The organism is Pseudogulbenkiania sp. MAI-1, assembly GCF_000527175.1.
Lineage (GTDB): Bacteria > Pseudomonadota > Gammaproteobacteria > Burkholderiales > Chromobacteriaceae > Pseudogulbenkiania.
Genome location: NZ_AZUR01000001.1, coordinates 2,049,376 through 2,075,865, shown reverse-complemented (window position 1 = coordinate 2,075,865; position 26,490 = coordinate 2,049,376). Strand labels below are relative to the sequence as shown.

Annotated in this window: 23 protein-coding genes; 9 read left to right on the top strand and 14 right to left on the bottom strand. The window is 62.7% G+C overall.

Going from position 1 to position 26,490, the window contains the following annotated elements; translation table 11 throughout:
• Positions 1-36: 36 nt before the first annotated feature.
• From astA to PSEMAI1_RS0109690, 8 genes are all read right to left on the bottom strand, one after another.
• Positions 37-1,065, bottom strand: coding sequence for an arginine N-succinyltransferase (astA, locus tag PSEMAI1_RS0109725; protein WP_024302688.1), 1,029 nt, complete (start codon positions 1,063-1,065; stop codon positions 37-39).
• Entirely contained in the window at positions 1,062-2,105 is a 1,044-nt protein-coding gene (locus PSEMAI1_RS0109720; protein ID WP_024302687.1) for an arginine N-succinyltransferase, read from the bottom strand. The genes astA and PSEMAI1_RS0109720 overlap by 4 nt, the downstream gene beginning before the upstream one ends.
• Positions 2,106-2,227: 122 nt before the next feature.
• Complete coding sequence (locus PSEMAI1_RS0109715) at positions 2,228-3,469, bottom strand: aspartate aminotransferase family protein (RefSeq protein ID WP_024302686.1); 1,242 nt, start codon at positions 3,467-3,469, stop codon at positions 2,228-2,230.
• Positions 3,470-3,629: 160 nt separating this feature from the next.
• Positions 3,630-4,604: a GlxA family transcriptional regulator gene (locus PSEMAI1_RS0109710; protein ID WP_232219880.1), complete on the bottom strand. Its 975-nt coding sequence runs from the start codon at positions 4,602-4,604 to the stop codon at positions 3,630-3,632.
• Between the two features lie 13 nt (positions 4,605-4,617).
• Positions 4,618-5,385: an ABC transporter ATP-binding protein gene (locus PSEMAI1_RS0109705; RefSeq protein WP_024302685.1), complete on the bottom strand. Its 768-nt coding sequence runs from the start codon at positions 5,383-5,385 to the stop codon at positions 4,618-4,620.
• 34 nt (positions 5,386-5,419) lie between these two features.
• On the bottom strand, positions 5,420-6,133 hold the full coding sequence (locus PSEMAI1_RS0109700; RefSeq protein WP_024302684.1) for an ABC transporter permease: 714 nt from the start codon (positions 6,131-6,133) through the stop codon (positions 5,420-5,422).
• Positions 6,130-6,819: an ABC transporter permease gene (locus PSEMAI1_RS0109695; RefSeq protein ID WP_024302683.1), complete on the bottom strand. Its 690-nt coding sequence runs from the start codon at positions 6,817-6,819 to the stop codon at positions 6,130-6,132. The genes PSEMAI1_RS0109700 and PSEMAI1_RS0109695 overlap by 4 nt, the downstream gene beginning before the upstream one ends.
• A gap of 207 nt (positions 6,820-7,026) precedes the next feature.
• On the bottom strand, positions 7,027-7,797 hold the full coding sequence (locus PSEMAI1_RS0109690) for an ABC transporter substrate-binding protein (protein ID WP_024302682.1): 771 nt from the start codon (positions 7,795-7,797) through the stop codon (positions 7,027-7,029).
• 411 nt (positions 7,798-8,208) lie between these two features.
• Here PSEMAI1_RS0109690 and PSEMAI1_RS0109680 point away from each other — a divergent pair, with 411 nt between their 5' ends.
• On the top strand, positions 8,209-9,462 hold the full coding sequence (locus PSEMAI1_RS0109680; protein WP_024302681.1) for an Hsp70 family protein: 1,254 nt from the start codon (positions 8,209-8,211) through the stop codon (positions 9,460-9,462).
• Between the two features lie 126 nt (positions 9,463-9,588).
• Here PSEMAI1_RS0109680 and PSEMAI1_RS0109675 read toward each other — a convergent pair whose 3' ends face one another.
• Genes PSEMAI1_RS0109675 through PSEMAI1_RS0109655 form a run of 5 tightly spaced genes read right to left on the bottom strand, consistent with a single transcriptional unit; the run spans position 9,589 to position 15,754 of the window.
• A complete protein-coding gene (locus PSEMAI1_RS0109675) occupies positions 9,589-10,767 on the bottom strand; it encodes a methionine adenosyltransferase (protein WP_024302680.1) in 1,179 nt (392 codons plus the stop codon).
• A gap of 59 nt (positions 10,768-10,826) precedes the next feature.
• Positions 10,827-11,951, bottom strand: a complete 1,125-nt coding sequence (locus tag PSEMAI1_RS0109670) for an ABC transporter permease (protein WP_024302679.1) — start codon at positions 11,949-11,951, stop codon at positions 10,827-10,829.
• Positions 11,948-13,072 (bottom strand): ABC transporter permease, encoded by a 1,125-nt coding sequence (locus PSEMAI1_RS0109665; protein ID WP_024302678.1) that lies wholly within the window; start codon positions 13,070-13,072, stop codon positions 11,948-11,950. The genes PSEMAI1_RS0109670 and PSEMAI1_RS0109665 overlap by 4 nt, the downstream gene beginning before the upstream one ends.
• Positions 13,069-14,598 (bottom strand): ATP-binding cassette domain-containing protein, encoded by a 1,530-nt coding sequence (locus tag PSEMAI1_RS0109660; RefSeq protein ID WP_024302677.1) that lies wholly within the window; start codon positions 14,596-14,598, stop codon positions 13,069-13,071. The genes PSEMAI1_RS0109665 and PSEMAI1_RS0109660 overlap by 4 nt, the downstream gene beginning before the upstream one ends.
• Complete coding sequence (locus PSEMAI1_RS0109655) at positions 14,585-15,754, bottom strand: HlyD family secretion protein (protein ID WP_084612657.1); 1,170 nt, start codon at positions 15,752-15,754, stop codon at positions 14,585-14,587. The genes PSEMAI1_RS0109660 and PSEMAI1_RS0109655 overlap by 14 nt, the downstream gene beginning before the upstream one ends.
• A gap of 333 nt (positions 15,755-16,087) precedes the next feature.
• Here PSEMAI1_RS0109655 and PSEMAI1_RS0109650 point away from each other — a divergent pair, with 333 nt between their 5' ends.
• Positions 16,088-16,594, top strand: coding sequence for an AarF/UbiB family protein (locus PSEMAI1_RS0109650; RefSeq protein ID WP_024302675.1), 507 nt, complete (start codon positions 16,088-16,090; stop codon positions 16,592-16,594).
• On the opposite strand, the gene PSEMAI1_RS21220 is transcribed toward PSEMAI1_RS0109650, so the two are convergent.
• Positions 16,577-17,742, bottom strand: a protein-coding gene (locus PSEMAI1_RS21220; RefSeq protein WP_156943097.1) for an IS3 family transposase whose coding sequence is annotated in 2 segments (ribosomal slippage) — positions 16,577-17,478 and positions 17,478-17,742 — 1,167 coding nt in all. Because the reading frame shifts where the segments join, the coding sequence is not laid out codon by codon here. The genes PSEMAI1_RS0109650 and PSEMAI1_RS21220 overlap by 18 nt on opposite strands.
• A gap of 73 nt (positions 17,743-17,815) precedes the next feature.
• On the opposite strand from PSEMAI1_RS21220, the gene PSEMAI1_RS0109635 reads away from it, so the two are divergent.
• The 7 genes from PSEMAI1_RS0109635 (at position 17,816) to PSEMAI1_RS0109605 (ending at position 26,490) form a co-directional block, all read left to right on the top strand.
• Positions 17,816-19,036 (top strand): AarF/ABC1/UbiB kinase family protein, encoded by a 1,221-nt coding sequence (locus tag PSEMAI1_RS0109635; protein ID WP_051460208.1) that lies wholly within the window; start codon positions 17,816-17,818, stop codon positions 19,034-19,036.
• 244 nt (positions 19,037-19,280) lie between these two features.
• A complete protein-coding gene (locus tag PSEMAI1_RS0109630) occupies positions 19,281-20,792 on the top strand; it encodes a DUF4118 domain-containing protein (protein WP_029770604.1) in 1,512 nt (503 codons plus the stop codon).
• The gene (gene kdpE, locus PSEMAI1_RS0109625) at positions 20,779-21,468 is read left to right on the top strand and encodes a two-component system response regulator KdpE (protein ID WP_156943111.1); all 690 of its coding nucleotides are present in this window, start codon (positions 20,779-20,781) and stop codon (positions 21,466-21,468) included. The genes PSEMAI1_RS0109630 and kdpE overlap by 14 nt, the downstream gene beginning before the upstream one ends.
• A 16-nt stretch (positions 21,469-21,484) precedes the next feature.
• The gene (locus tag PSEMAI1_RS0109620; protein ID WP_024302671.1) at positions 21,485-23,362 is read left to right on the top strand and encodes a potassium transporter Kup; all 1,878 of its coding nucleotides are present in this window, start codon (positions 21,485-21,487) and stop codon (positions 23,360-23,362) included.
• A 258-nt stretch (positions 23,363-23,620) separates the two neighbouring features.
• Positions 23,621-24,886 (top strand): putative Na+/H+ antiporter, encoded by a 1,266-nt coding sequence (locus PSEMAI1_RS0109615; protein ID WP_024302670.1) that lies wholly within the window; start codon positions 23,621-23,623, stop codon positions 24,884-24,886.
• A gap of 7 nt (positions 24,887-24,893) precedes the next feature.
• The gene (locus tag PSEMAI1_RS0109610; RefSeq protein ID WP_024302669.1) at positions 24,894-25,946 is read left to right on the top strand and encodes a sodium:calcium antiporter; all 1,053 of its coding nucleotides are present in this window, start codon (positions 24,894-24,896) and stop codon (positions 25,944-25,946) included.
• Between the two features lie 172 nt (positions 25,947-26,118).
• Positions 26,119-26,490, top strand: a complete 372-nt coding sequence (locus PSEMAI1_RS0109605; protein WP_024302668.1) for a helix-turn-helix transcriptional regulator — start codon at positions 26,119-26,121, stop codon at positions 26,488-26,490.

Genomic DNA, 26,490 nt, shown 5'->3' with positions numbered 1-26,490 from the left:
TGGTGGGCCGGCAGCGCACGGGGCTGCCGGCGGCAATCATTTGACGGGATAAAGCGTCATGGCTCGTACGGTGTCGCCACTCTTCACGTGCAAGGCCTGGGCTTGTTCGGCAGATAGCGCGATGACCTTGTCGACCGGGTTGGCCGAAGCCAGGATCACGCGGAAATCGGCCAGTTCGCCGTTGGCCACCAGATAGCGCTGGTCGCCGCCAGCAACGGCGTCGGAGACGATCTCGACGCGGCACAGCCGGCTGTCGCGCATCACGCGCAGGCTGTCGATGCGGGCTTCCAGCACCGGGCCGCCTTCGAAGATGTCGACATGGTGTTCCATGCGCAGTCCTTCGGCTTCCAACAGGCGGCGCGCCGGCTCGGTGTCCTTGTGCACCTTGCCGATGCACTCCTGCGCTTCGGGCGGCAGAAAGTCGATGTACACCGGGTAGCGCGGCATCAGTTCGGCGAGGAAGGATTTCTTGCCCAGCGCTACCAACTGGTCGGCCTCGTGGAAATCGATACGGTAGAAATGCGCGCCGAGCGCCTTCCAGAATGGCGATTCGCCGTTCTCGTCGAAGTGGCCGCGCATTTCGGCGCAGATGTGTTCGGCGAAGCGTTCCGGGAACTGCGCCAGGAACATGAAACGCGCCTTGGACAGCAGGGCGCCGTTGCCGTTGACGCGGTAGTCCGGGTCGAGGAACAGTGTGCACAGCTCGGAGTAGCCGGTCAGGCCGTGCGACATGTGCAGCTTGTCCATCTTGGTCCACAGACCCAGCTCGCGGCTGGCGTGCACGAAGGTGTCCATGCGGTAGGTGTAGAACGGCTGGTCGAGGCCGACCGCGACTTCGAGGCCGCATACGCCGACCACCTTGCCGCTGGCGCTGTCTTCCAGCACGAACAGATAGCCCTGCTCGGCCAAGGGCGCGCTGCCGTCGAGGGTGCGTTGCACGCGCTCGAGGCGCGCGGCCAGCACGTCGTGGTCGGGCTTCAGCGTGGTCATGCCGGGGCCGGCCTTGTGCGCCAGTTCCACCAGCGCATCGACGTCGGCCGGACGGCACAGTCTCATCACGATCATGGGCGGGCTCCTTCGGTTTGCAGGGGCACGCAACACACTTCGTCGCCGTCGGCGATCTCCAGCACGTCGGCCACCTCTTGCGGCAGCACGATTTCTGCATCGAGCCGGGCCGGCAGCTCGACCACGGTGGCGCGGAAGTCGCGGGTCTGGGTGTTGCTGACGAGGTACGGCACGGTCGGTCCGCTTACTTCACCGCGCAAGGCGCTGTAGAGGTCGCTGTGGCGGATCGTCCGGCAGACTTCCAGCGGCGCGGTCAGCACCGGGCCGGCATCGAACAGGTCGACGAATTTGTCCGGCTCCAGCCCTTCGGCCAGGTGGCAGCGGTAGTTGAGGCGGGCGCCGACGTGCGGCTCGCCCATCACGCGCTGCGCCTCTTCCGACAGCAGCGGCACGTAGAGCGGGTCGACCTGCATCATCTCGGCGATGAAGGTGCGGCTGCGCCCGCCCGAGGCCAGCTCCATCTGGGTGAAGTCGCGGCGGAAGAACTTGTAGCCGACGTTTTCCCAGAACGGCGAGCGACCCTCCTCGTCCGCCACGCCGGGCAGCACCGAGAAGATGTCGTCGCTGAAGCGTTCGCGGTGCTGGGCGATGAACAGCATGCGCGAGCGCGACAGCAGTTGCGGTGCCACCATGGCGCTACCCAGCGCGGCTTCGTCGAAGTAGAAGCCGGTCAGGCGGGTGCGGCCGGTGAGCTCGTGCGACATCATCAGCGCGTGCACGCGGTGGTTGACCTTGAGCTCGCGCGAGGCGTGCACCAGCACTTCGTTGCGGAAGGCGTAGAACGGCTCGGAGTACCCGGCCATCGCCATGATGCCGGCAGTGCCGTAGAGACGGCCGCTGGCGGAGTCTTCCAGCACGAACAGATAGCTCTCTTCGCCGGGGCACTCGACCTCGCTGCGCAGCGAGTTGAGCGAATCGTTCACCCGCTGTTGCAGACGCTGGCGGTCGGGCGGCAGCGAGTGCAGTACCGGCCCGCCGGAGCGCGCCATGCGCTCGATCTGGTCCAGATCGGAAAGCTTGCTCGGTCGGACAAAGAGCATGACAGTCCCTTCCAAAGTTTTCATGTCGTAGGATGGGTGGAGGCGCCGTCCGGGCGCCGCAACCCATCAGAAAGCATGATGGGTTGCGCTACGCTCCACCCATCCTACGTTGATTGCCGATATCAGGCCGGCTGGGCTTCTTTGGCCGCCTGGGCCTTCTCCATGATCTCGGCGGTCACCGCCTCCAGGCGCTTCAAGCCTTCTTCCAGATCGGCTTCCGGAATCACCAGCGACGGCGCGATGCGCACGATGTTGGGGCCGGCCACCAAGAGTACCAGGCCGTGGCGCGCCGCGACGGTGAGGAAGTCCTTGGCCTTGCCGGCGAGTTCGTCGACCAGCTCGGCGCCGACCAAGAGGCCCATGCCGCGCACGTCCTTGAACGCCTGATGCTTGGCGTTGATGCGTTTGAGGCCATCTACCAACAACTGGTGGCGATGCTTGACGCCGTCCAGCACCTCGGGGGTGTTGATGATCTCGATCACCTTGTCGGCCACGGTGCAAGCCAGCGGGTTGCCGCCGTAGGTCGAACCATGAGTGCCCACCACGAAGGAGGCAGCCACCTTGCTGGTGGTCAGCATGGCGCCGATCGGCATGCCGTTGCCGAGGGCCTTGGCGCTGGTCAGGATATCCGGGGTCACGCCGTAGTGCATGTAGGCGAACAGCGAGCCGGAGCGGCCGACGCCGATCTGCACTTCGTCGAAGATCAACAGCGCGTTGTGCTTGTCGCACAGCTCGCGCAGCTTCTTCAGGTATTCCGGGGTGGCCGGCAGCACACCGCCCTCGCCTTGCACCGGCTCCACGATCACGGCGCAGGTGCTGTCGTCGATGGCGGCCTCGGCGGCGGCCAGGTTGTTGAACTCGATGTGGTTCAGGTTGCCCGGCAGCGGCGCGAAGCCTTCGGTGTACTTGGGCTGGCCGCCCACCGACACGGTGAACAGGGTGCGGCCGTGGAAGGCCTGCTTGCACGACACGATGCCGGTCTTGTTGCCGCCGAAGTGGTCGAAGGCGTAGCGGCGCGCCAGCTTCAGCGCGGCTTCGTTGGCCTCGGCGCCGGAGTTGCTGAAGAACACCTTCTCGGCGAAGGTCACCTCGGTCAGGCGGCGCGCCAAGCGCAGCGCCGGTTCGTTGGTGAAGGTATTGGACAGGTGCCACAGGCGGTCGACCTGCTGATGCAGCACGGCGGTCAGTTCCGGATGCAGGTGACCCAGGCTGGTCACGGCGATGCCGCTGGCGAAGTCGACGTATTCGTTGCCGCCCTGATCCCACAGGCGCGAGCCCTTGCCGGATACCGGGATGAACGCGGCCGGGGCGTAGTTGGGCACCATGACTTCATCGAAGGTGTGGCGGGTGACTTGAGCGGTCATTCTATTCTCCTTGGCTGTCGGTAGAGATGGGAGCGTTGAGCTGGGACCCATTCTAAAGAGGCTTTTTTGTTTTACCTTCCAGAAAAACGACAAGGCCATTTCTGTTTGAGCCAGCCTCTGGACAGGCTGAGGCGCGGCGTTCCGGAAAGAGCCCGGACCCTCACGCCTCGTTGTTGAAACGCTCCTCGCGCGGGGCGATGCCGAAGTGGGCGCGGTACACGGTGGAGAAATGCGGGCCGGAGGAGAACCCGCACAACAGCCCGATCTGCACCACCGACTTGCCGGTGTTGCGCAGCATGTCGCGGGCTCGCTCAAGCCGCAGTTGCAGATAGTAGCGCGAGGGCGGCACGTCCAGATGCTGCTTGAACATCCGCTCGAGCTGGCGGCGCGATTGCCCGGTGAGCTGGGCGATCTCGTCGGTGGTGAGCGGTTCCTCGATATTGGCTTCCATCAGCATCACCGCCTCGGTGAGCTTGGGCTGCTTCTCACCCACCCGCGCCAGCAGCGGCACGCGCTGTTTGTCCTCGCTGCTGCGGACGCGCTCGGCGCACAGCGCGGCGGCGATCGACTCGACCAGCTCGGTGCCGTGCACGCGGCCGATCAGCGCCAGCGCGCCGTCGAGCACCGCCAGCGCCCCGCCGCAGCTGAAGCGGTCGCGGTCGAGCTCGAACACGCGCTGGCTCGCCACCACCTTGCCGAAGCGCTCGGCGAACGAGGCGTAATCCGGCCAGTGGATGGTGGCACGGTAGCCGTCCAGCACGCCGGCGCTGGCCAGCCACCAGGCGCCGGCGTGCACCCCGCCCAGCAGCGACACGCGCGGCGCAAGACGTGCCAGCTCACCGGTAAACAGGGCCGTGTCGGCAAACGGAGTGACCGCCTCGCTCAGCACGAACAGCTGGTCGAAGCCCTCCGCCTCGCGCAGCGCGCCGGTCACCGGGTAGCTCATGCCGCCGCTCAAGGGCAGCGGCTGGCCGTCCCAGGAGTAGACGTCGAGCTGGTAGAGCTTCTTGCCGGCCAACCGGTTGGCCAACGCGAACGGTTCGAGGAAGCAGCCGATGCCGAACATCGAGCATGGCGGCAGCCCCACCACCGCCAGCCGCAACGGGATATCCATCAGTGCGCTCGCTTTCTGCATCGGGCCTACTCGATCATTTCAGACTGCCGGCGAGGAACTGCTGGAGGCGCTCGCTCTTGGGACGGTTGAACACCTCGTCGGGATGCCCTTCCTCCTCCACCCGGCCCTGGTGCAGGAACATCACGTGGTTGGACACTTCGCGCGCGAAGCCCATCTCGTGCGTCACCACCAGCATGGTGCGGCCTTCCTCGGCCAGGGTCTGCATCACCTTGAGCACCTCGCCCACCAGTTCCGGGTCGAGCGCCGAGGTCGGTTCGTCGAACAGCATCACCTCCGGCTCCATCGCCAGCGCCCGGGCGATCGCCACGCGCTGCTGCTGGCCGCCGGACATGTGCGAGGGGTACTTGCCTTCGACGCTTTCCGGCAGGCCAACCTTGGCCAGGTATTTGCGCGCCCGCGCCACCGCCTCGTCGCGGCTCACTCCCAGCACGTGCATCGGCGCCTCGATGATGTTCTCCAGCACCGTCATGTGCGCCCACAGGTTGAAGTGCTGGAACACCATGGCGAGTTTGGTGCGCATCTGCTGCAACTGCTTGGCGTCGCTCACGCGCAGCGCGCCGTGCTTGTCCTTCTCGGTGCGGATCGGCGCGTCGTTCAGCGTGATGCTGCCAGCGCAGGGCTGTTCGAGGAAGTTGATGCAGCGCAGGAAGGTGCTCTTGCCCGAGCCGCTCGACCCGATGATGCTGATCACGTCACCGGCCTTGGCCTTGAGCGACACGCCCTTGAGCACCTCGTGGCTGCCGTATTTCTTGTGCAGGTCGTCGACCTTCAATTTGTACATGGTTATCTACTCCGTTTCGGCCACGCGGGGACCATCAATGCGCCTGGGGTTTCATGAACGCCAGCCAGCGCAGCTCGCAGCGGCGGAACAGCCAGACCAGCGCGAACGCGATGGCGGCGTACAGCGCGGCGGCGATGCCGAAGGCCTCGAACGAGGCGTAGGTGGCCGAGTTGACGTCGCGCGCCACTTTCAGAATGTCCGGCACCGTGGCGGTAAAGGCCACCGTGGTCGCGTGCAGCATCAGGATCACCTCGTTGCCGTAATACGGCAGTGCACGGCGCAGCATGGACGGGATAATGATGCGGCGGTAGAGCGTGAAGCTCGACATGCCGTAGGCACGCGCCGCCTCGATCTCGCCATAGGGGGTCGATTTGATCACCCCGGCGAAGATCTCGGTGGTATAGGCACAGGTGTTCAGCGCGAAGGCCAGCACCACGCAGTTGAAGCCCTGGCGGAAGAACATGTCCAGCAGCGGCTGCTCGCGCACCAGGTCGAGGCTGTACATGCCCGAATAGAACACCAGGAGCTGGATGTAGAGCGGCGTGCCGCGAAACACGTAGGTGTAGAACCACACCGGCCCGCGGATTATGGAGTTCTTCGACACCCGCGCCACCGCCAGCGGCACCGACATGACGAAGCCGATGGCCACCGACAGCACCAGGAGCCACATCGTCATGGCAAGTCCGGTGAGCTTGTAGCCGTCGCTCCACAGATAGGCCTGCCAGTATTCCTGAAGAATCTCGATCATAGTTCAGCCTTTCTGACGCCGACGGAATAGCTGCGCTCCAGCCACATCAGCACGAAGCCCGACACGGTGGTGATCGCCAGGTAGATCAGCCCGCCGATCAGCGTGAAGTAGAACAACTGCAACGAGCCCTTGCCCGCGTCCTGGGTGGCCTTGACGATGTCGGACAGGCCGATGATCGAGACCAGGGCGGTGGCCTTGATCAGCACCTGCCAGTTGTTGCCGATGCCGGGCAGCGCAAAGCGCATCATTTGCGGGAACAGCACGCGGCGGAACACCTGCCACGGCTTCATGCCGTAGGCGGAAGCAGCCTCGAGCTGGCCGCGCGGCACCGCCTGGAAGGCGCCGCGGAAGGTCTCGGTGAAATAGGCGCCGTAGATGAAGCCCAGCGTCACCACCCCGGCGAGAAACGGATTGATGTCGATCTGGTCCATCTGCAGCCACTCGGTGACCTCGTTGAGCAGCATCTGCAGGCTGTAGAACAGCAGCAGCATGATCACGAGGTCGGGAATGCTGCGGATCAGCGTGGTGTAGCCGGTGGCGAGGCCGCGCAGCACGCGGCTGCCGGACAATTTAGAGCTGGCGCCAATCAACCCGATCAGCACCGACACCGCCAGCGACAACAGCGCCAGCTTGATGGTTTGTATGGTGCCGTCCAGGATCAGCGGGCCATAGCCTGCCAGGAACATGAGTCTCTCCTTGAGAAGCGGTGGTCGAGCGGCATGGTGCTCCCCTGCCGTTCGATGGGACTGGCCCTCTTATGCTTTGAGTGGGGCCGTTCTCCCCTGCCTGTCCGCCGGCATGATCACCGGGCCGAACCCGGCCCAGCGGCGGAGAAGCAGGAAAACCGATGAGAGCCGGACCCGTCATGAACACGGCGGGCCCGGCGAGGGGACTTAGTTGTAGATGTCCACCGAGAAGTATTTCTTCGACAACCGCTGGTAGGTGCCGTCCTTGTGCATGTCGGCGATGGCCTTGTTCACCAGCTGGCGCAGATCGGTGTCTTCCTTGCGCAGGCCGACGGCGGTGCCGGTGCCGAGGATCTTCGGATCGTTCAGGTTGCCGCCGGCAAAGGCGAAGGCGCGGCCCGGGGCGGTTTTCAGGAAGGCGCTGTCGGCCAGCACCACTTCCTGCACACTGCCGTCGAGACGGCCGGAAGCCAGATCGGACAGCACCAGGTCATTGTTCTGGTACGGCACCACCTCGACACCCTTCGACTCCCAATGCACCTTGGCGAAGCTCTCCATCACCGTACCCTGCTGCACGCCGATGCGCTTGCCGCGCAGCGACTCGGCCGTCGGCTGCAGCGGCGAGCCTTTCTTGGCCACCAGGCGCACCGGGGTATTGAACAGCTTGTCGGAGAAGGCGATCTGTTCCGCGCGCTTCTCGGTCACCGACAGCGACGACAGGATGCCGTCGAATTTCTTCGCCTTGAGTGCCGGGATCATGCCGTCGAAGTCGTTCTCGACCCACACGCACTTGGCCTTGATCTTCTCGCAGATGGCGTTGCCGAGGTCGATATCGAAGCCGACCAGCTTGCCGTCGGCCGCTTTCGATTCAAACGGGGCGTAGTTGGCGTCGACGCCAAAACGAATGACTTTCCAATCCTTCGCGGAAGCGCCGACGGACGCCAGCGACAGCATCAGGCACACAGCCAGTTTCTTCATGTTTTCTCCTCGGCCAATCTTGGCTCTTGTTCCACGGCGACCGCCGTGACGTAGTGGGTGGTGAAGGGAACGCTACGGTCAGGGGGGAGCATGCCTCTCGATCTCTTGCCCTCGACCGCGCGACGATCATTTCAGTAAATCGCTGTGCCTTCAATCGACCCCAGGAGGGTGCCCCTTGCCACGATGCAGCGCACAAATCAAGGAAATGACGGCGAAAAATTGACGAATATCAATGGCTTGGCGCTGGCGGCATGACCGCCCTCTTAGCTTGCTCCACGGCGCGCCGCTTCCCGCATCTGTACGCCGTTGTCGCGATTACGAAATCCCTCCGGCCACAGTACGGGGAGAGCACAACGGCGGACTTTCCGCTATACTCGCGCGCCTTCCAGAGCAAAGCGGAGTAAGAGCAGCATGACGACCAACGCCTGCGGCGTGGATTTCGGCACGTCCAATTCGACCGTCGGGTGGTATCGCCCCGGCCAACCCAGCCTGCTGGCGCTGGAAGACGGCAAGGCGACGCTGCCGTCGGTGGTGTTCTTCAACGCCGACGAGGATACGGTGGCGCTGGGCCGCGCCGCGCTGGCGGAATACCTGGAAGGCTACGAAGGCCGGCTGATGCGCTCGCTCAAGAGCGTGCTCGGCACCGGCCTGATGAGCGGCCAGACCGAGGTGCAGGGGCGCGTGCTGCGCTTCCTGGATTTGCTGTCGATGTTCATCGACGGCCTCAAGACCCGCGCCGAACGCCAGGCCGGACGCTCCTTCCGCCAGGCGGTGTTCGGCCGCCCGGTGTTCTTCGTCGACGACGACCCCAAGGCCGACAAGCTGGCCGAAGACACGCTGGGCGAGATCGCCCGCCGCGCCGGCTTCTCCGACATCGAATTCCAGTACGAGCCGATCGCCGCCGCCTTCGACTACGAGAGCCGCATCGACCGCGAGGAACTGGTGTTGGTGGTGGACATCGGCGGCGGTACCTCGGACTTCACCCTGATCCGCGTCTCGCCGGAACGCGCCGGCCAGCTCGATCGGCGCGACGATATCCTCGCCAACTGCGGCGTGCACATCGGCGGCACCGACTTCGACAAGCAACTGAGCCTGCACGCGGTGATGCCGCTCTTGGGTCTCAAGAGCCGGCTCAAAAGCGGCGCCGAGATGCCGTCGAGCTACTACTTCAATCTCGCCACCTGGCACACCATCAACTTCGCCTACACCCGCCAGGCCCTGGCCGGGCTGAAGGACGTGTACAACGAGGCGCTGGAGAGCGACAAGCTCGACCGGCTGTTCTCGCTGGTCAACAAGCGCGCCGGCCACTGGCTGGCGATCCAGGTGGAGGCGGCCAAGATCGGGCTGTCGTCGGCGGAACAGGTCGCGTTGCCGCTCGACGAGATCGAAGCCGGACTGAGCCACGACATCACGCGCGCCCAGTTCGACCAGGCCATCGCGCAGCAGGTCGACACCATCGAGAACACGGTACGCCGCCTGCTCGCCGACGCCAACGTCAAGGCCGGCGAAGTCGACACCGTGTTCTTCACCGGCGGCGCCAGCGGTGTGCCGCTCTTGCGCCAGCGCATCGCCGCAGTGCTGCCGACGGCCCGGGCGGTGGAAGGCGACCTGTACGGCAGCATTGGCTGCGGGCTGGCCTTGGACGCGGCGCGGCGCTTTGCCTGAGATCGGGCGAATAAACCTGCGGTACTCCCCAGCCTGTCTTGAGGCGTGGCGCTGACCGCAGGGAATCCCCGTGGGACGATTCCTTGAAAGCGCGTCACCCAAGGTGCGGCAGGCCGATACATTCTGTCAGAAGACAGGAATATCGCCGTCGATCAGTTGACGCGACAGGGCCGGCAAATCGTCCAGCCCGGCTGCGACCAACTTTTTAATCCAAGCGCGTTGCGCCTGCCCGAGGGGTGCCGAGGTCGCCACATCGACAGCCGCGAGATGCGGCTGGTCGACCGGCATGCCGATGGTCGAGAGCAAGCGCACGGTGACGCCATTGAGCCCGGCGACATGCTCGTATATGTCGCGCGCCAGCTTATGGGCCAGCACGTTGTAGAGTTTGCCGACATGCGCGGCAGGGTTCTTCCCGGCGGCGGCTTCCAATGACATCGGCCGATAAGGCGTAATCAATCCGTTGACACGGTTGCCGCGGCCAACCTGTCCGTCATCCCCCTGCTCCGCCGACAAGCCGGTCACCGTCAGATAGATACTGCCTTCATCCGTTGCATCCGGATTGTCGAGCGTATTGATTCGCAGCGAGAAATGCTCGTCAAGCCTCTCGTGCAAGAAGCTGCCGACCCGCTCCTTGATGGCGAAATACATTCCGGCGTCCCCGACCTCGCAATCGAGGATGGCGAGCGCCACCGTCAAGGAAAGCTTGTTGCCATGACGGCTTCCCATGACCTTGAAATCCTTGCCGGCTCCCGGTATTTGGGTGCGCAATGCGTCGCTGCGCAGAACGGCCGCCGCATCCAGCACCAGCCGCTCCAATTCGGAATGAGGGGCGTATCCGACGCCGAACGACGTATCGTTGGACAGCACCCCCGCCGGCATGTCGAGCACATGCGCCAGACTGGGCGTGCAGGTCCGCACCCGCGGCTCGATGACAATCGCGGCCGGGTCCAGCCCGATCGTCGAATCGATGTATGTTCGGACGGCTTGCTCTACAACCTCCCTTGCCGATGGCGAAGGCAGCTCCGTCACCGGGCCGGAAATAATCAGGCGCATCGGCTGCAACAACCTCCCGCCGCCGAAGCGCGGCTTGCTGACGCCACCGATCAGCAGAGCCTTGTCGAGATTGAAGGGCCGTATCGCGCCATAGTTCTCGAGATAGGCGCGACCGAGGGCGCGCGCCGCCGCTTCCACAGCACCGTCACACAAGGAATCGGGATGGCCGATGCCTTTGTGCTCGCACATTTCCGTCGGCAACATCCAGCTCGACGCGGGCAACGCCGAAACAATGCAGCAACCATCGCTCATCCATGGTCTCCTGTAAAAATCCCTGGCCGCCCGCTGCATGCCGAACGAACAACAAGGTATTACGCATAAAGTCGCCGGCGCAAACGGGCGACGCTCCACGCGCTCAGTGCTCCTCCGGTGACGAAAAGCGCGGCGAACTGCGGCCACAAGACCTCCATGCCCACTCCTTTCAACAAGATACCCAACGCAATTTGCATGTAATAGCGCACCGGGCTCAGCGATGAAAGCCACTGCATCAACGCCGGTGTGCTTTCGATCGGTGCAATCGTCCCGGAAAGAAACATCAGTGGGAAAAGAATGAAGAAGGCCAGCAGCAGCGCTTGCTGGAGGTTTTCGGCGAGCGTGCCGATGAAAAAACCGATCGCCAGGAACGCGGCCAGCGCGATTGCCGAGGCGGCGATGAAGAGAGCGAGATTGCCGGCCAGGGGCACACCGAATGCCTTGGCGATGAGGATGCTGGGCGACAGCGCGAGCATGCCGATGGTAAACGGCGGCGCCGCCTTGGCGATGATCAATTCATGGCTGCGCAAGGGCGTCACCACCAATTGCTCGATGGTGCCCGATTCCTTTTCGCGTACCAGGCCGGCGGCGGCCGTGATCACGCCCACCATCAGCGCGGCGACGACGATCATCGACACCGCCATGAAGTGCGCGAATTCGAGTTGCGGGTTGTACCAGATGCGTACGTCGACCCGCACGGACGGCAAATCGACGGCGATGCCGTGCCGCGCCGCGTGGTTTTCCAGCAAGTCGCGCGCAAAGCCGCCGACGATGGTTTGCGCATACCCGCGCGCCGCATTCGCGGTATTGGCGTTGACCCCGGCCAGCAGCACTTGCACCTCGGTCGCGCGGCCGGCCGCTGCCTGTTGGGCGAAACCTGGGTGAATCACCAGGGCGAGGTCGGCTTGGCCGGCGTCGAGCAAGCGGTCGATGTCGGAAATGCGGCTGGTGCGAATCAGTTTGCCGAAGTAGTCGGTGGCGGTGAAGCGCTCGACCAGCCGCGCGCTCAACTCGCTGCGGTCGCCGTCGTACAGCGCAAGCCGCAGGTTGCGCACGTCGAACGATAGCGCGCTGGTGCAGATCACGAGATCCGCCGTGTAGATGAAGACCACGAGTACAACCAGCAGCCAATCGCGCAGAAACTGGCGGAACTCCTTGCGGATCGCTGCGGCAAGGCGCCTCATCGCGCCACCTTTTTGCGCAGCGTCAGGCTGGCCGCAGCGAAGAGGACGACGGCATACAATGCCAGCAGCGCGATATTCCCCCACAGGTACTCGATGCCGACGCCCTTCAGGAACAGGTCGCGGCTGATGTCGTTGAAGTAGCGCGTCGGGAATGCGTAGGTGTAAAGCTGCAACAGGTACGGCATCGTCGCGATCGGAAACAGAAAGCCCGAAAACAGGAATGAAGGCATCAGCGTGCCGACCGACGAAAGCAGCACCGCCGCCACCTGCGTCCTGGCAACCGCCGATACCGCCACGCCCAGCCCCACGGTCACGAAAACGTAAATCAGCGAAGCCCCGAGCAGCAAGCCAAGACTGCCGCGCAAGGGGATGTCGAACCAGGCGGTTCCCACTGCCAGCACCAGCAGCATCTCGCCGAAGGCGAGGACGGCATAGGGAATGATCTTGCCGAGTATGAACATGGCTGGACTGACCGGCGAGACATAGATTTGCTCGATGGTGCCGCGCTCGCGTTCGCGCACGATCGCCAGCGCGGTCAGCATCGGCGGAAAGGCCATCAGCAGCACGGCGAACAGGCCGGGCACGATGTAGTTCACGGTCTTCAGCGGCGCGTTGTACCACACGCGCGACTCCAGCCGCACCAAGCCGCTCGCCGTCAAGCCGAACTCGGCCAGGCGCTCCTCGGCAAGCCGCGTCGAAAAGCGGTTGACGACGGCGGCAGCATAGTTCGACACGATCAGCGCGGTGGGCGAAAACGAACCGTCGATGAGAATCTGCACGGGCGCCTCCGAACCGGCCGCCAGGCGGCGCGCGAAGCCCGGCGGAATGACGATGACCATGGTGGCGTCGGCTCGGTCGAGGGCGGCATCGACCTGTCGCGGCGACCAGAGGTTGCGATGGTGTTTGAAATAGCCGCTCTGCACGAAAGTGTCGATGAATCGCGCGCTTTGCGGCGTGCGGTCCTGGTCGTAGACCGCCGTCGGGACGTTCTCGACATCCATCGACACGCCATAGCCGAACAAGAACAGCATGATGAGCGGCAGCACCACCGCTACCGCCAGCGTGATCGGGTCGCGCAGGATTTCGATGGTTTCCTTGCGAAGGAGCGCCGCCAGCATCATTTTTCCTGCCCCGGATGCTTCATCAACGCGATGAACACATCCTCCAGGTCTACCCCGCCATGGCGCGCGCGCAGCACGGCAGGAGCATCGACCGCCAGCAGCCGTCCGCGGTCGATGAATGCCACCCGGTCGCAGCGCTGTGCCTCGCGGATGTAATGCGTGGTAACCAGCACGGCGGTGCCGGCGCGGCCGATCGCGGTAATCAGGTGCCAGAACCCCTCGCGTGAAACCGGATCGACGCCGGACGTCGGCTCGTCGAGAAACAGGACGTCCGGCCGGTGCAGCACGGCGCAGCCGAGCGCGAGCCGCTGCTTGAGCGCGCCTGACAGCGACCTCACCAAAGCGCGTTCGTAGCCGGCAAGGCCGGCCAGCCGCAATACCCAGGCGCGGCGTTCGGCGAGCGCGACGTCGGACAGGCCATAAATCGAGCCGAAGAACTCGATGTTTTCATCGACCGTGAGGTCGACATACAGCGAGAAGCGCTGCGACATGTAGCCGATGCGCCCTTTCACTGAGCCGGGCCGTGCGGCAACGTCGATGCCCGCCACTTCCATGCTGCCTTCCGACGGCGGCAGGATACCGGTGAGCATCTTGATGGTCGTGCTTTTGCCCGAACCGTTCGGGCCGAGCAAGCCGAAAATCTCGCCGCGCGCAACGCTGAAGCTGAGCCGGTCGACCGCTGTGAAATTCCCGAAGCGGCGGCTCAAGCCCGACACCCGGATCGCGTCGCCCTTTGCCTCTTCTGCCGCGAGCAGTGCAGGCGGCGGTTCGGGCACTGCGGCAGCAGGCGCCAGCAGATGCTTGACGGCTTCTTCAAGATCGCCGAATCCGGCGGGTGGCCCGCAGGCGAGCACGCGGCCCCCGGCCAGCACCGCAACCCGATCGCAGCCTGCCGCCTCGTCCATGTAGGACGTCGCGACGATGATGGTCTTGCCGCGCGCATGGAACGCCCGCAGCATGGTCCACAGTTCGCGCCGCGAGATCGGATCGACGCCAAGGGTCGGCTCATCCAGCACCAGGATCTCCGGCTCATGCAACAGGCTGCAGCACACCGCCAGCTTTTTCTGCATGCCGCCGGAGAGGGATTTCGCCCGCCGGTCGAGAAACGGCGCAAGGCCGGAAAAGCGTAGCAAGGCTTCGCGCCGCGCAGCGAACACGGAAGACGGCACGGCACGGATCGCGGCGAAAAACGCCAGGTTCTCGGCCACCGTCAGGTCGCCATACAGGGAATAGGATTGGGCAACGTAACCGAGTGCCGCCTGGATCCTGCCCGCCTCGCGCACGCTGTCGCGGCCGGCCACGGCCACGCTGCCGGCGCTCGGGTCGAGAATCGCGCAGATCGACTGCAGCAGCGTCGTCTTGCCCGCGCCGTCGGCGCCAACGATGCCGAACATCTCGCCCGCTTGCACCTCGAGCGTCACATCGTCGAGTACAAGGCGCTTGCCGAAACGCCGTGACACGGAATGAATGGAGATCGCCGGGACCGATGCCGGCGTACGTGCGACCTTGCCTTCACCAGGCTGCATTCGGGTCCACCTTGATCTTCGCATCGGCAAACATGCCGGGCTTGAGCAGCCCGTCCGGGTTGTCGATAGCCACTTTGACGCCGAAGACGAGTTTTTCACGTTCATCCTGCATATGCACATCCTTGGGCGTGAATTCGGCCTGCTGCGCGATTTCCGTCACCTTGCCGGAAAAAGCGCGGCCGCGAAACGCATCCACCGAGATACGCGCCGGATTGCCGAGGCGAATCTTGCCGATGTCCCGTTCCGGCACGAAGACGCGCACGTACAAGTCCTTGAGATTGGTCAGCGTGGCGAGCGGCCGCCCCGGCGCAACCAGCTCTCCGGGTTCCACCAGCTTTGCCATCACTGTCGCATCGACCGGCGCCAGGATGCGCGTATCCGCCAGTTGCGCCTCGATCTGGGCTACCCGTGCACGCGCCGCGTCGGCCTGGCTTGCAGCGGTAGCCCGCGCCGCCTGCGTGCGTACGCGCTCGGCCGCGATGCGTTGGACGTCCTTTGCCTTGATGGCGGCTTCGCCGGAGGCGGCACGCGCTTTTTCCAGTGCGGCCTGCGCCTCCTCGCGCGCTCGGCGCGCGGCCAACAGCCGGGCTTCGGAAACACGCCTGCGGGTCGCCACTTCGTCGAAATAATTCTTGCTGATGAATCCTTGTGCAAGCAGCTTCTCGAAACGGTCATGCTCGGCCCCATCCCGGGCGGATTGCGCTTCGGCGGCGGCGACCTCGGCATTGGCGCGGGCCAGTGCCTCAGACTCGCGGTGAATTTCATGCAAGGAGGCGCCCGCCGTCACATCGGCGCCGGCCTTGGCTTGCTCCGCGGCGATGTCGAACACCTTGAGCTGCGCATCGAGCTCGGCCAGCAAATTCTCGGAGGCCGCCGCCTGCGCCCGCATCTCGCGGAGCCGGGCTTCCAGCTCGCGTGAGGCGATTGCTGCGATCAAATCGCCGGCCTTCATCGCCTGGCCCTCGCGAATCGCGACAATGTCGGCCACGCCGCCAATCTTTGCGCTCACCGTCACTTCGGCTCCGCGCACCTGGCCATTCCCTTCCAGGATGCCAAGTGCCTGCGTGGGGCGTTGCGCAAGGTATACCGCTGCCAGAATCGCTGCGATCAGGATCGCTGCGGCGCCGATCCCGTATTGCAAATGTCTTCGCTTCACCGCGTCCCTCCAGCCGGATCAATGGTGATCGCGTCGCGATTGCCCGGAACCCGCTTCGCCGCGTGTCGACATCTCAGGGCGAGCCGGGCTCCGGCAAGGAAAATGTCTTGAATCAACATTACCTTGATAGCACACCGCATGACCGGCCGGTTCTCGGCCGACACGATGAAAGCTTCGAATCTGCCATAACATGAAGAACGAGACGGGTATGACTGCATTGAGTTACGGAGGTGATCATGAACTGGCTTTTACAAAACCGGATTTGGATCGTGTCCGCCGCCGGCGTTTTCTTGCTGCTGCCGTGGCGCGGGTGCATGGGGCACGGATTCCCCCATGGCAGCCACTCCGACCATTCCCACGACGGTTCCGGTCATACCGGCGATCACAGCCGCCCATGGAAATATCCTGTCACATGACAGCGAGGCATTCATGCATGTGCTGCTTCGCCTATGGCAAGTCAATATCGCGCTGTGGGGCTATCTCGCGTGGCGCGCCTGCGTCCATGTGCGCTTGATCCGTCCGAGGGTCGCGCCGGCGTTGCGCTTTGCCGGAATGCTGGAAAGGCTCGGCACCACCTTCGTCAAGCTCGGACAGGGATTGAGCCTGCACGGGGAGCTATTGCCGGACGACTACATCGTCGCGCTGCGCAAGCTGCAGGACCATGTCGCCGTCTTTCCGGCCGAACGGGCGCGAGCGGAGATAGAACAATCGTTGGGCTGCTCCGTCGAGACCGTCTTTGCCCGTTTCGATGCGCAACCCATGGCTGCCGGTTCGATCGCGCAAGTGCATTGGGGTGTCCTGGCAAGAGCGGACAGCTCCGATTCAAGCGGCCTTGGCTGAATTCCAGTACTTCCGGGTAAATTCAGCCGGCGCCAAGTAGCCAAGCCGCGAGTGACGGCGTTGGCGGTTATAGAAGATTTCGATGTACTCCCTGATCGATGCCTCCGCCTCCGCCCGCGTTGCGTAACGGCGATGGTGGACGAGCTCGTTCTTCAACGTTCCCCAGAAGCTCTCTATCGGCGCATTGTCGAAACAGTTCCCCTTGCGTGACATCGAGCTATGCATCCTGAACTGCGTCAGCAAATCCCCGTAGGCCTTGGCGCAGTATTGGCTGCCACGATCCGTATGGTGGATCAAGCCGGCCGGCGGCCGCTGGTGCTGGACCGCCCGGAACAGCGCCTTGCTGACCAGTTCGGTCGTCATCCGCGCGCCCATCGCATAGCCAACGATCTCGCAGCTAAACACATCCTTCAGTGCCGCTAGGTACAGCCAGCCCTCGTCCGTCGGGATGTACGTTATATCACCCGTCCAGACCTGATTCGGGCGGGTCGGCTCGAACACCTGACCCAAGACATTCTCCGCGACCGGCAACGAGTGGGCCGAATTGGTGGTCGCCTTGAACTTGCGCTTCTGCCGGCACCGGATGCCTATCTGGCGTCGTAAACGGTCGATGCGATCACGCCCGGCCTCAAAGCCCATCGCCGCCAGTTCTGGCTGCAAACGGCGTACGCCATAGGTTTCCCGTGTTTTGGCATGTGCCGCCCGGATCGCCACTTTCAGCCGCTCGTCCTCTTGTTCTCGCTCAGATGGAGAACGTCCACGCCAGCCATAGTACCCAGCACGGGACACCGCTAGAACCCGGCAGGCCACCACCACCGGGAATAGGTTTCGGTGCTCTTCTATCCACGCGTACCGGGCAGTGATGCCTGAGCAAAGTACGCTGCAGCTTTTTTTATGACGTCTCGCTCCAGGCGTGCCTCTGCCAACTCCTTGCGCAGCTTGGCGTTCTCTGCTTCCAGCTCCGTGACACTGCGCGCCCCCGGCGCCGGTTGGTCACCGCCAGACCTCGCCGCTACAACCCAGTTAGCCAATGTACCCTTGGGGATACCCAGCCGCCTGGCCGCCCCTTCAAGGCTGAGCCCTTGCTCAAGTACCAGCTTTACCGCCTCAGAACGGAACTCTACTGGATATGTCTTTCTGGTCTTCATTTCACACTCCCGATTGTCAATGGTAACAATCGGAACTGTCCGCGGGAATCAGGCTACCCCACATCGCGCCGTATTGCGGGACGGACGTGCGGTCATCGTCAAGGTGCGTCGTCCCGGCATCCAGCGCCAGATCGCCGAAGACATCCGGATATTGCGCTGGGTCGTGAACAGTATCCTGCTCGTGCTGCCCGGCCTGCGTCGCCTGGAGCCGCTGGAATTGATCGATGAACTGGCGCGCAACCTGCGCAAGGAAACCGCCTTCCGGCAAGAGGCGTCGAATATCGCCCGCTTCGTCGAGGTATTTCGCGACTCGTCCACTGTGTACGTGCCCGGCGTGATCAAGGAGTTGTGCACGGACTGGGTGCTGGTGCAGGAAATGAGCATGGGACGCCGCATCGACGATCCTGCCTTCCAGGCCGACGGCCCGCGCCTGGCGCAGAACCTGGTCGATGCCTACATCCACCAGTTCTTCCATGCCGGCATATTCCATGGCGATCCGCATCCCGGCAATGTCTTCGTATTGGAAGACGGGCGCATCTGCCTGCACGATTTCGGCTTGATCGGCTCTCTCGATCGCGCCACCCGCGCCAACCTGGCCGCGCTGATGCAGGCCTTCGTGCAACAGGATGCCGACTGGCTGCTTGACGCCTACCTCGACCTCGGCATCCTCGGCGGCACGCTCGACCGGGCGGCATTTCGCAACGGACTGGAAGAGTTGATCCAGGACTATGCGCGGCTGCCTCTGCAGGATTGGTCGTTCGGCGAGGCCTTCCTGCGCATGGCCCGAATGGGCCGCGGGCATAACGTGCGCATACCGCACCACCTGCTGGTACTGTTGCGCGCCGTCTTCCTGATGGAAAGTACGGTGCGCGCGCTCGATCCTGACTTCAATCTGATGGAGGGCTTGTTCGTCCGGGCGGGCGCCGCCTTGAAAGCGACCGTCCAGCCGGCCGATCTGGACAAATTGACGGCGCGCTTGAAATACGAATCGCTGCTCTCGCTGAGCGACCTGCCCGACAGCATCAGCCGCGTGCTGCGCCGCGCCCGCTCCGAAGGCATCGTTGTCACGCATCACCATTCCGGGCTGGACGTGCTGCCGGCCGAGGTCGGCAAAGCCAGCAGCCGGATCGCCCTGGCCTTGATCACGCTCGGCTTGTACATCGCCTCCTCGCTGCTGATGCAGCACGGCATCGGCCCCCTCGTCGGCGGCATGCCGGTGTTGGCCGTCTTTGGCTATGCATTGGCATTGTGGCTGACGTTTCGCGTGGTGCGCAGCGCGACCCGGCGCCGATAGCCGATCGGAACGCCGGAAATCCTTGGCCCGGCTCATGCCGGCGCAGCCGCTGGGTGGTCGGATCGCGGTAGAGCTGCGGCCCCACCGCGCTTACTTCAGTACCATCAAGAAACAGAACGCTACGCTGACATGGTCGTCGCGGGCTGTTGTTTACGCGCTGTTTACAAAAAGCGCATCACTCTCTACAACTTTTTTGCAAGCTCCGCCCTATCTTTAACATCATTCAGATATCAGCGAGAACATCATGTTGACCGGGCAATGGTTTTCAAAGTCGCGCGTCTCACCCGCAGGTCGCTATGGCTTGGTGGTGCTGTGCTGTTTGCTGGTTACCGGGTTGACGGTCCCGTTCCGTGACACGCTGGAGTTGGCCAATGCCGTCATGCTGTTTCTGTTGGTGGTCTTCCTAGTGGCACTTCGGCTCGGGCGTGGTCCCGCCATCTTCGCCGCCTTCCTGGGGGTAGCACTGTTCGATTTCTTCTTGGTTCCCCCTCACTACACTTTCGCTGTCCGTGACGGCATGTACGTGATCACCTTTGCCGTGATGCTGGCGGTCGGATTGCTGACCACTCAACTGACCACCAGCCTTCAGGATGAAACCGAACAGGTCCGGCAACACGAACGCGAGACGCGGGAACTCTACGATCTGGCGCGCACCCTCACCGGCGCGGCGACGTTGGACCAGGTCGAGGCTGCCGTTGTCACCTATGCCCATTACCAGCACTGTAGTGTGCGCTGCTTCTGGCTGACTGAAGCCGGCCAACTGGACGTCCGCCACGCGGACGTGCTGGAAAGCCATTTATTGCAAATGGCGCTCACGCGGCAGGAGCCGGTGCTGGGTGATGCCGAGACAGGCTTGCCACCTCTCTACCTGCCGTTGAAGGCCCCCATGGGAATGCGTGGTGTCTTGGCCGTGTATCCTGACCCTTCCGTCAGCGACTTGCCACAGTTAAAGGCGAGGTTCGTCACGCTGGCCTCGTTGTTGGCCATCGCCGTCGAGCGCTTGCACTACGTCGATGTGGCGCAACAGACCGAAATCCAGATCAATGCGGAAAAGCTGCGCAGCTCCATTCTGTCCGCGCTGTCACACGACCTTCGCACCCCGCTCACCGGCTTGGTCGGCATGGCGGAAGACCTCGCCGGGCGTGAATTGCCGGCGGCCGAGCGTGAAACCGCGCGTCTGATCCGCGATCAAGCCGAGGCCATGCACAAGCTGATGACCAACCTGCTGGACATGGCAAAGCTGCAGGCCGGCAAGATGCGCCTGCGCCTTGAATGGCAGTTGTACGAGGATGTGATCAGCACCAGCCTGCAACTGTTGAAGCCGGTGCTGGATGCGCACCCGCTCGAGTTGCGGATCGAGCCTGGCCTGCCGCTGGTGCAGTTCGACGCTGTCCTGATCGAACGGGTACTGTGCAACCTGCTGGAGAATGCCGCCAAGTATTCACCCGCGGGCAGCCCGATCAGTATTCGCGCCTACACCGACAGCGGTTTTGCCTACCTGGCGGTAAGCGATCAAGGGCTCGGTATCGACCCGGCTCATATCCAACGTCTGTTCAACTTGTTCGAACGCGGCGAGACCGAATCCAGCACGCCGGGTGTCGGGCTGGGACTGGGCATCTCGAAGGCAATCGCCGAGGCTCATGGCGGTAGCATCACCCTGTCCAGTTCGCCAGGGGGCGGTACCACGGCACAGCTCCGCCTGCCCTTGGGCAACCCGCCCATCGTTGTGACGGAGGATGACCATGACCGCGTCTGAAGCTTGCATCCTGCTCATCGAAGATGAACCCCACATCCGCCGTTTTGTCCGCAGCACCCTGGAAGGCCAGCAATGGACGGTTTACGAGGCCGACTGTGGCCACCGGGGGCTGGTGGAGGCCGGCAGCCGGCAGCCCGATCTGCTGATCCTCGACTTGGGGTTGCCGGACATGGATGGGGTGGAAGTGATCAAGGAGTTCCGCCACTGGTCTCAAGCACCGGTATTGGTGCTGTCCGCTCGCAGTGACGAGGCGGACAAGATCGAGGCGCTGGACGCCGGTGCCGATGATTATCTGACCAAGCCATTCGGTGTCGGCGAGCTGGTAGCGCGGGTGCGCGCCCTGACGCGGCGCCACGCCCGACAGTTGGAAGCCTCGCCACTGGTCAGCTTTGGCGATGTGACCGTCAACCTGGCGCAGCGCGTGGTGCTGCGCGGCGGCGAGGCCGTCCATCTCACGCCCGTGGAGTACAAGCTGCTATGCACGCTGCTGCGCGATGCGGGGAAGGCGCTGACCCACCGCATGCTGATGCAGGCGGTGTGGGGCCCCGGACATACCGAAAACAGCCACTACCTGCGTATCTATATGAGCCGCCTGCGCCAGAAGCTGGAGCAGGACCCGGCGCAACCGGCCCATTTCATCACCCTGTCTGGGGTGGGTTACCGCTTTCAGTTCTGACCCTTGGAAACATTGCATGAGTGCTACTCAACCCTCCGGCCAGTTGGCCGCATTGACCCTGGCTGCCTTGGGCGTGGTGTACGGTGACATCGGCACCAGCCCGCTCTATACCATCCGGGAAATCTTCGCCAACCCGCATTACCCGGTGCCGATGACGCCCGACAACATTCTGGGCATGCTCTCGCTGGTGCTCTGGTCTTTGGTGATCGTGGTGGCGCTCAAGTACGTCACCGTCATCATGCGTGCCGACAACAAGGGAGAAGGCGGCATCATGGCGCTGATGGCGCTGGTGATGCATCACGCCAAGAGCCGCCAGCAGACGGCGTTCCTCATGGTGTTGGGCTTGTTTGGTGCCGCCCTGTTCTATGGTGACAGCGTTATCACACCGGCGATCTCGGTGCTGTCCGCCATCGAGGGCCTGGAAATCGCCACCCCGGCCCTCAAACCCTACATCGTGCCGTTGTCCTTGCTGGTGCTGATTGCGCTGTTCATCATGCAGAAACACGGTACGGGACGGATGGGATCGCTATTCGGGCCCATCATCGTCGTCTGGTTTGTCACGCTGGCCTTGCTTGGCCTCGTTTCGATCTTCCAAACGCCGCTGGTGCTGGGGGCGCTCAATCCATGGCAAGCGCTGGACTTCTTTCTGAAGCAGCCACTGCTTGGCTTCCTGTCGCTTGGCGCCTCGGTGCTCGCCATTACCGGTGGCGAGGCGCTGTACGCGGATATGGGGCACTTTGGACGGCGGCCCATCCAGCTGGCATGGTTCGGCCTGGTGCTGCCATCGCTGGTGCTGAACTACTTCGGCCAAGGTGCGCTGTTGCTGCGCGAACCACAGGCCATCGCCAACCCGTTCTATCTGCTGGCACCGGATTGGGCGTTGATTCCCATGGTGGTACTCGCCACACTGGCGACGGTGATCGCTTCGCAGGCGGTGATCTCGGGCGCGTATTCTCTTACCCGTCAAGCCATTCAGCTGGGCTACGTGCCGCGCATGGACGTGCAGCACACATCGAGCGAGGAGATTGGCCAGATTTACCTGCCCGCTATCAACTGGACTCTGCTGGCCGCCGTGGCGCTGCTCGTTATCGGATTCGGCTCGTCGGGCAAGCTCGCCGCCGCTTACGGCATTGCCGTCACCGGCACCATGGTGATCACGACGATTTTGACTTTCATCGTGGCAAGGCAGCGGTGGCACTGGCATCCGCTCAAATGCAACCTGATCCTGGGAGGGTTCCTGTTGGTGGACATCGTCTACTTCAGTGCCAACAGCCTGAAGGTGTTCGATGGCGGCTGGTTCCCACTGGCTATGGGCCTGATGGTATTTATCGTGATGACGACGTGGAAGCGAGGGCGCCAACTGGTGCACGACAAGCTGGCTGCAGACGGCATGCCGTTGGAACAATTTGTCGAATTGATGGCGCCTGCCGTTCCGCGGGTGCAAGGCACCGCTGTCTTCATGTCTTCTGATCTGCAAAGCACTCCGCATGCCTTGCTGCACAGCATGAAGCACTACAAGAGCCTGCACGAACGCGTGGTTATCCTGACCGCCGAAACAGCGGATATTCCCTACATCCCCATGCATGAACGTGTCACTGTCGAAGCCATGGGCCAGCAGTTCTACCGGGTCAAGGTGGTATTCGGTTTCATGGACGAGGCAGACATCCCCGCCGCGCTGGCGCAATGCGAGCAGCAGGGCCTGAGATTTGACATGATGGACACATCGTTCTTCCTGGGCCGGGAAACCTTGATTCCCAAAGTGGGGGCCGGGGTAATGGGCATCTGGCGGGAGAAACTGTTCCTGGCCATGTTCCGCAATGCCAGCGCCGCTTCTGCCTATTTCAAGCTGCCTACCAACAGGGTGGTGGAGTTGGGCTCGCAGCTGGCTCTATGAAGGGAGTGTGGCGGTAACCATTTCACCCAGGGCCACAAGATCATGGGCACACAGAGCAGTAACAACAAGCGAACTTGGGGGCTTCGGCCCCCGTTTTTTTTTAAAATCAGCGTCTGGCCTCTTCATTGCCTTTTCAGCTTCATTAATGAGGCAATCCGCTGCTTCAGTTCGGTTATGATCATCCGGTCTTCTGAAAACAACAAGTACCGGGTATTGGGTCAATGAACCCATTTCAATTCGACATCCAAAGGGGGGTCTGTGACACCTAGCATCATCCAGATCATTGGCGCAATGCTATTCGCTGTTGCCATTCTGCATACGTTCTCGACCAAGTTTTTTGAGCGGCTGGCACATACCCGCCCCGCTCATGCCGGGCTGTGGCATCTGCTGGGCGAAGTCGAAGTCGTGTTCGGCTTCTGGGCCATGATCCTGATCTTGTGCATGTTCGCCGTCGAGGGTCGCTCAACGGCCACCCAGTACCTAGATTCGCGTAACTTCACGGAGCCCATGTTCGTCTTCGCCATCATGGTGATCGCCGGGACGAAGCCTATCTTGCAATTCGCCAGGTTCTGCGTCCGCACGGTGGCCCAGTTCATTCCCTTGCCCAGTCCCATGGCGTTCTATTTCGCGATTCTCGCCCTGGTTCCCTTGCTGGGTTCGTTTATTACCGAGCCCGCGGCCATGACCCTCGCCGCCTTGATTTTGCGCGATAGCTATTTTGCCAAGGGACTGTCGACCCGGCTCCGCTACACCACGCTGGGAGTCTTGTTCGTCAATATTTCCATCGGCGGCACCTTGACGCCCTTCGCGGCGCCGCCTGTCCTCATGGTGGCAGGCAAATGGGGATGGGATATCTGGTTCATGATCACTTCTTTGGGCTGGAAAGCCGCCATTGCCGTCATCGTCAATGCCCTGAGTGCAACGTGGCTGTTCCGGCAGGAGTTGTCGCGGATTTCATCCGGTATTGATGCTTCTGAAGATGAAGAAAACAACGTGCCGGCAATCATGGTGGCGTTGCATCTGCTCTTCCTGGTTGGGGTGGTCGCCTTTGCCCATCATCCCGCCGCTTTCCTCGGCCTGTTCCTGTTTTTTCTGGGGGTCGCACACGCCTACCAGGGTTACCAGGATCGTCTGATCCTGCGTGAAGGCCTGCTGGTCGCTTTCTTCCTGGCGGGGCTAGTGGTGCTGGGCGGGCAGCAGGAGTGGTGGCTGCGGCCGGTATTGTTGGCCATGAGCAGTGATGCCGTATTCTTTGGTGCGACGTTATTGACGGCGATCACGGACAATGCCGCGCTGACCTATCTCGGCTCGTTGGTCGAGGGATTGTCCGATTCATTCAAGTATGCGCTGGTGACGGGGGCCGTCACGGGGGGCGGGTTGACGATCATTGCCAATGCGCCGAATCCCGCCGGTGTGGCGATCCTGCGAGGCAATTTCGAGGATGAGGCGATTCATCCGATGGGGTTGCTTGTTGCAGCAATCCCTCCAACCATCGTTGCCATTCTGGCGTTTCGCTTGCTTTGACAATGCGATGACCACCCCTGATGTGTACAACGTGACAACAATATCGTTGCTGCTTTGGATGCAGTTCTTTGTGTGTGCTGCGGTGATCGGCTTCGCTGGCGCACGCCTATCACGCTACGGCGATGTAATCGCGAAAAAGACAGGATTGGGAGGACGATGGATAGGCTTGATCCTGCTGGCGACGGTGACATCCCTCCCCGAACTGGCAACGGGTATCAGTGCCGTGGCCATCGTGAAGGCTCCCGACCTGGCGGTAGGCGATGCGCTGGGTTCCTGCGTATTCAATCTGGCGATGCTGGCCGTGCTCGATGTCCTGTATCGCGGCAAGTCGATCTACACCGTAGTAGGCCAAGGCCATATATTGTCTGCGGCTTTTGGCATCATGCTGATTGGTTTTGTCGGCTTTTGCTTACTACTTCCGGACAAGTTTGCAGCATGGTCACTTGGGCACGTTGGGCTGTATTCACCATTGTTCGTGCTGATGTACCTGCTGGCGATACGGGCGGTGTTCAGCTTCGAGAGGCGAACGATGGCGGTATTCGTTGGCGATTTGGCTCAACAGTATCCCGATATTGCCTTGCGGCAAGCGGTAATCCGCTATCTTGTCGCAGCGTCCGCCGTGGTGGGGGCCGGTATCTGGCTGCCCTCGATTGGCCAACAGCTGGCCCACCTCCATGGCTGGCACGCTTCGTTTGTCGGCACCCTGTTCATTGCCGGGGCGACGTCCTTGCCGGAACTGGCGGTCACGATCTCGGCGCTGCGGCTGGGTGCGTTGGAGATGGCGCTCGCGAACCTGCTTGGCAGTAATCTCTTCGATGTACTGGTCCTGGCAGTCGACGACCTGTTTTACCTGCCCGGCCCCATTCTGGCTCACGTCTCACCCTTTCATGCAACGTCCAGCCTGTCTGCATTGATCATGACCGGTGCCGTCATCATCGGGCTGATTTACCGGGCTCAATCCCGGCTTAAAGGGGTGATCGGCTGGGTGAGCCTTGTTCTTATCGCCATTTACCTGGCCAACACGTTCCTACTGTCCCAAGTGGATCAAGCAAGCCATTAAATCAAACCGGCATGCAGGCTAACGGGCTGTGATTCGGGTTTGTTGAGATTGCCACCATCTACCAATGCGCCAGTCCGGCATTAATGCGTCGGTTATGATTTGTTCGGGAGGCCGACTTCACCGCAGTTGGCCAAGGTAGACAACACTTCAACGATTCTTGTATTGTTGAATTATGGAAAAGCACACCGCCACCCAACTCTTCGAATCGCTGTCTTCGGGCAGCCGGCTCGACATCTATCGCCTGCTGGTCAAGCTCGGCCTGGACGGGATGGTGGCCGGCGAGATCGCCGCCACCCTCGACATGCCCGCCAATGCCGCGTCCTTTCACCTGAAGGACATGACCCATGCCGGCTTGCTGACCGTTCAGAAGGAAGGCCGCTTCCAGCGCTACCGCGCCAACCTGCCGTTGATGCTGGAACTGATCGCCTACCTGACCGAAGAATGCTGCGCCGGCCACCCGGAACAGTGCGGCGACCTGCTGAGCGCCTCATGCTGCCCTGATGCCGCCCGGCCCCCGTTCTCCACCACACAAACCGAAAATTGA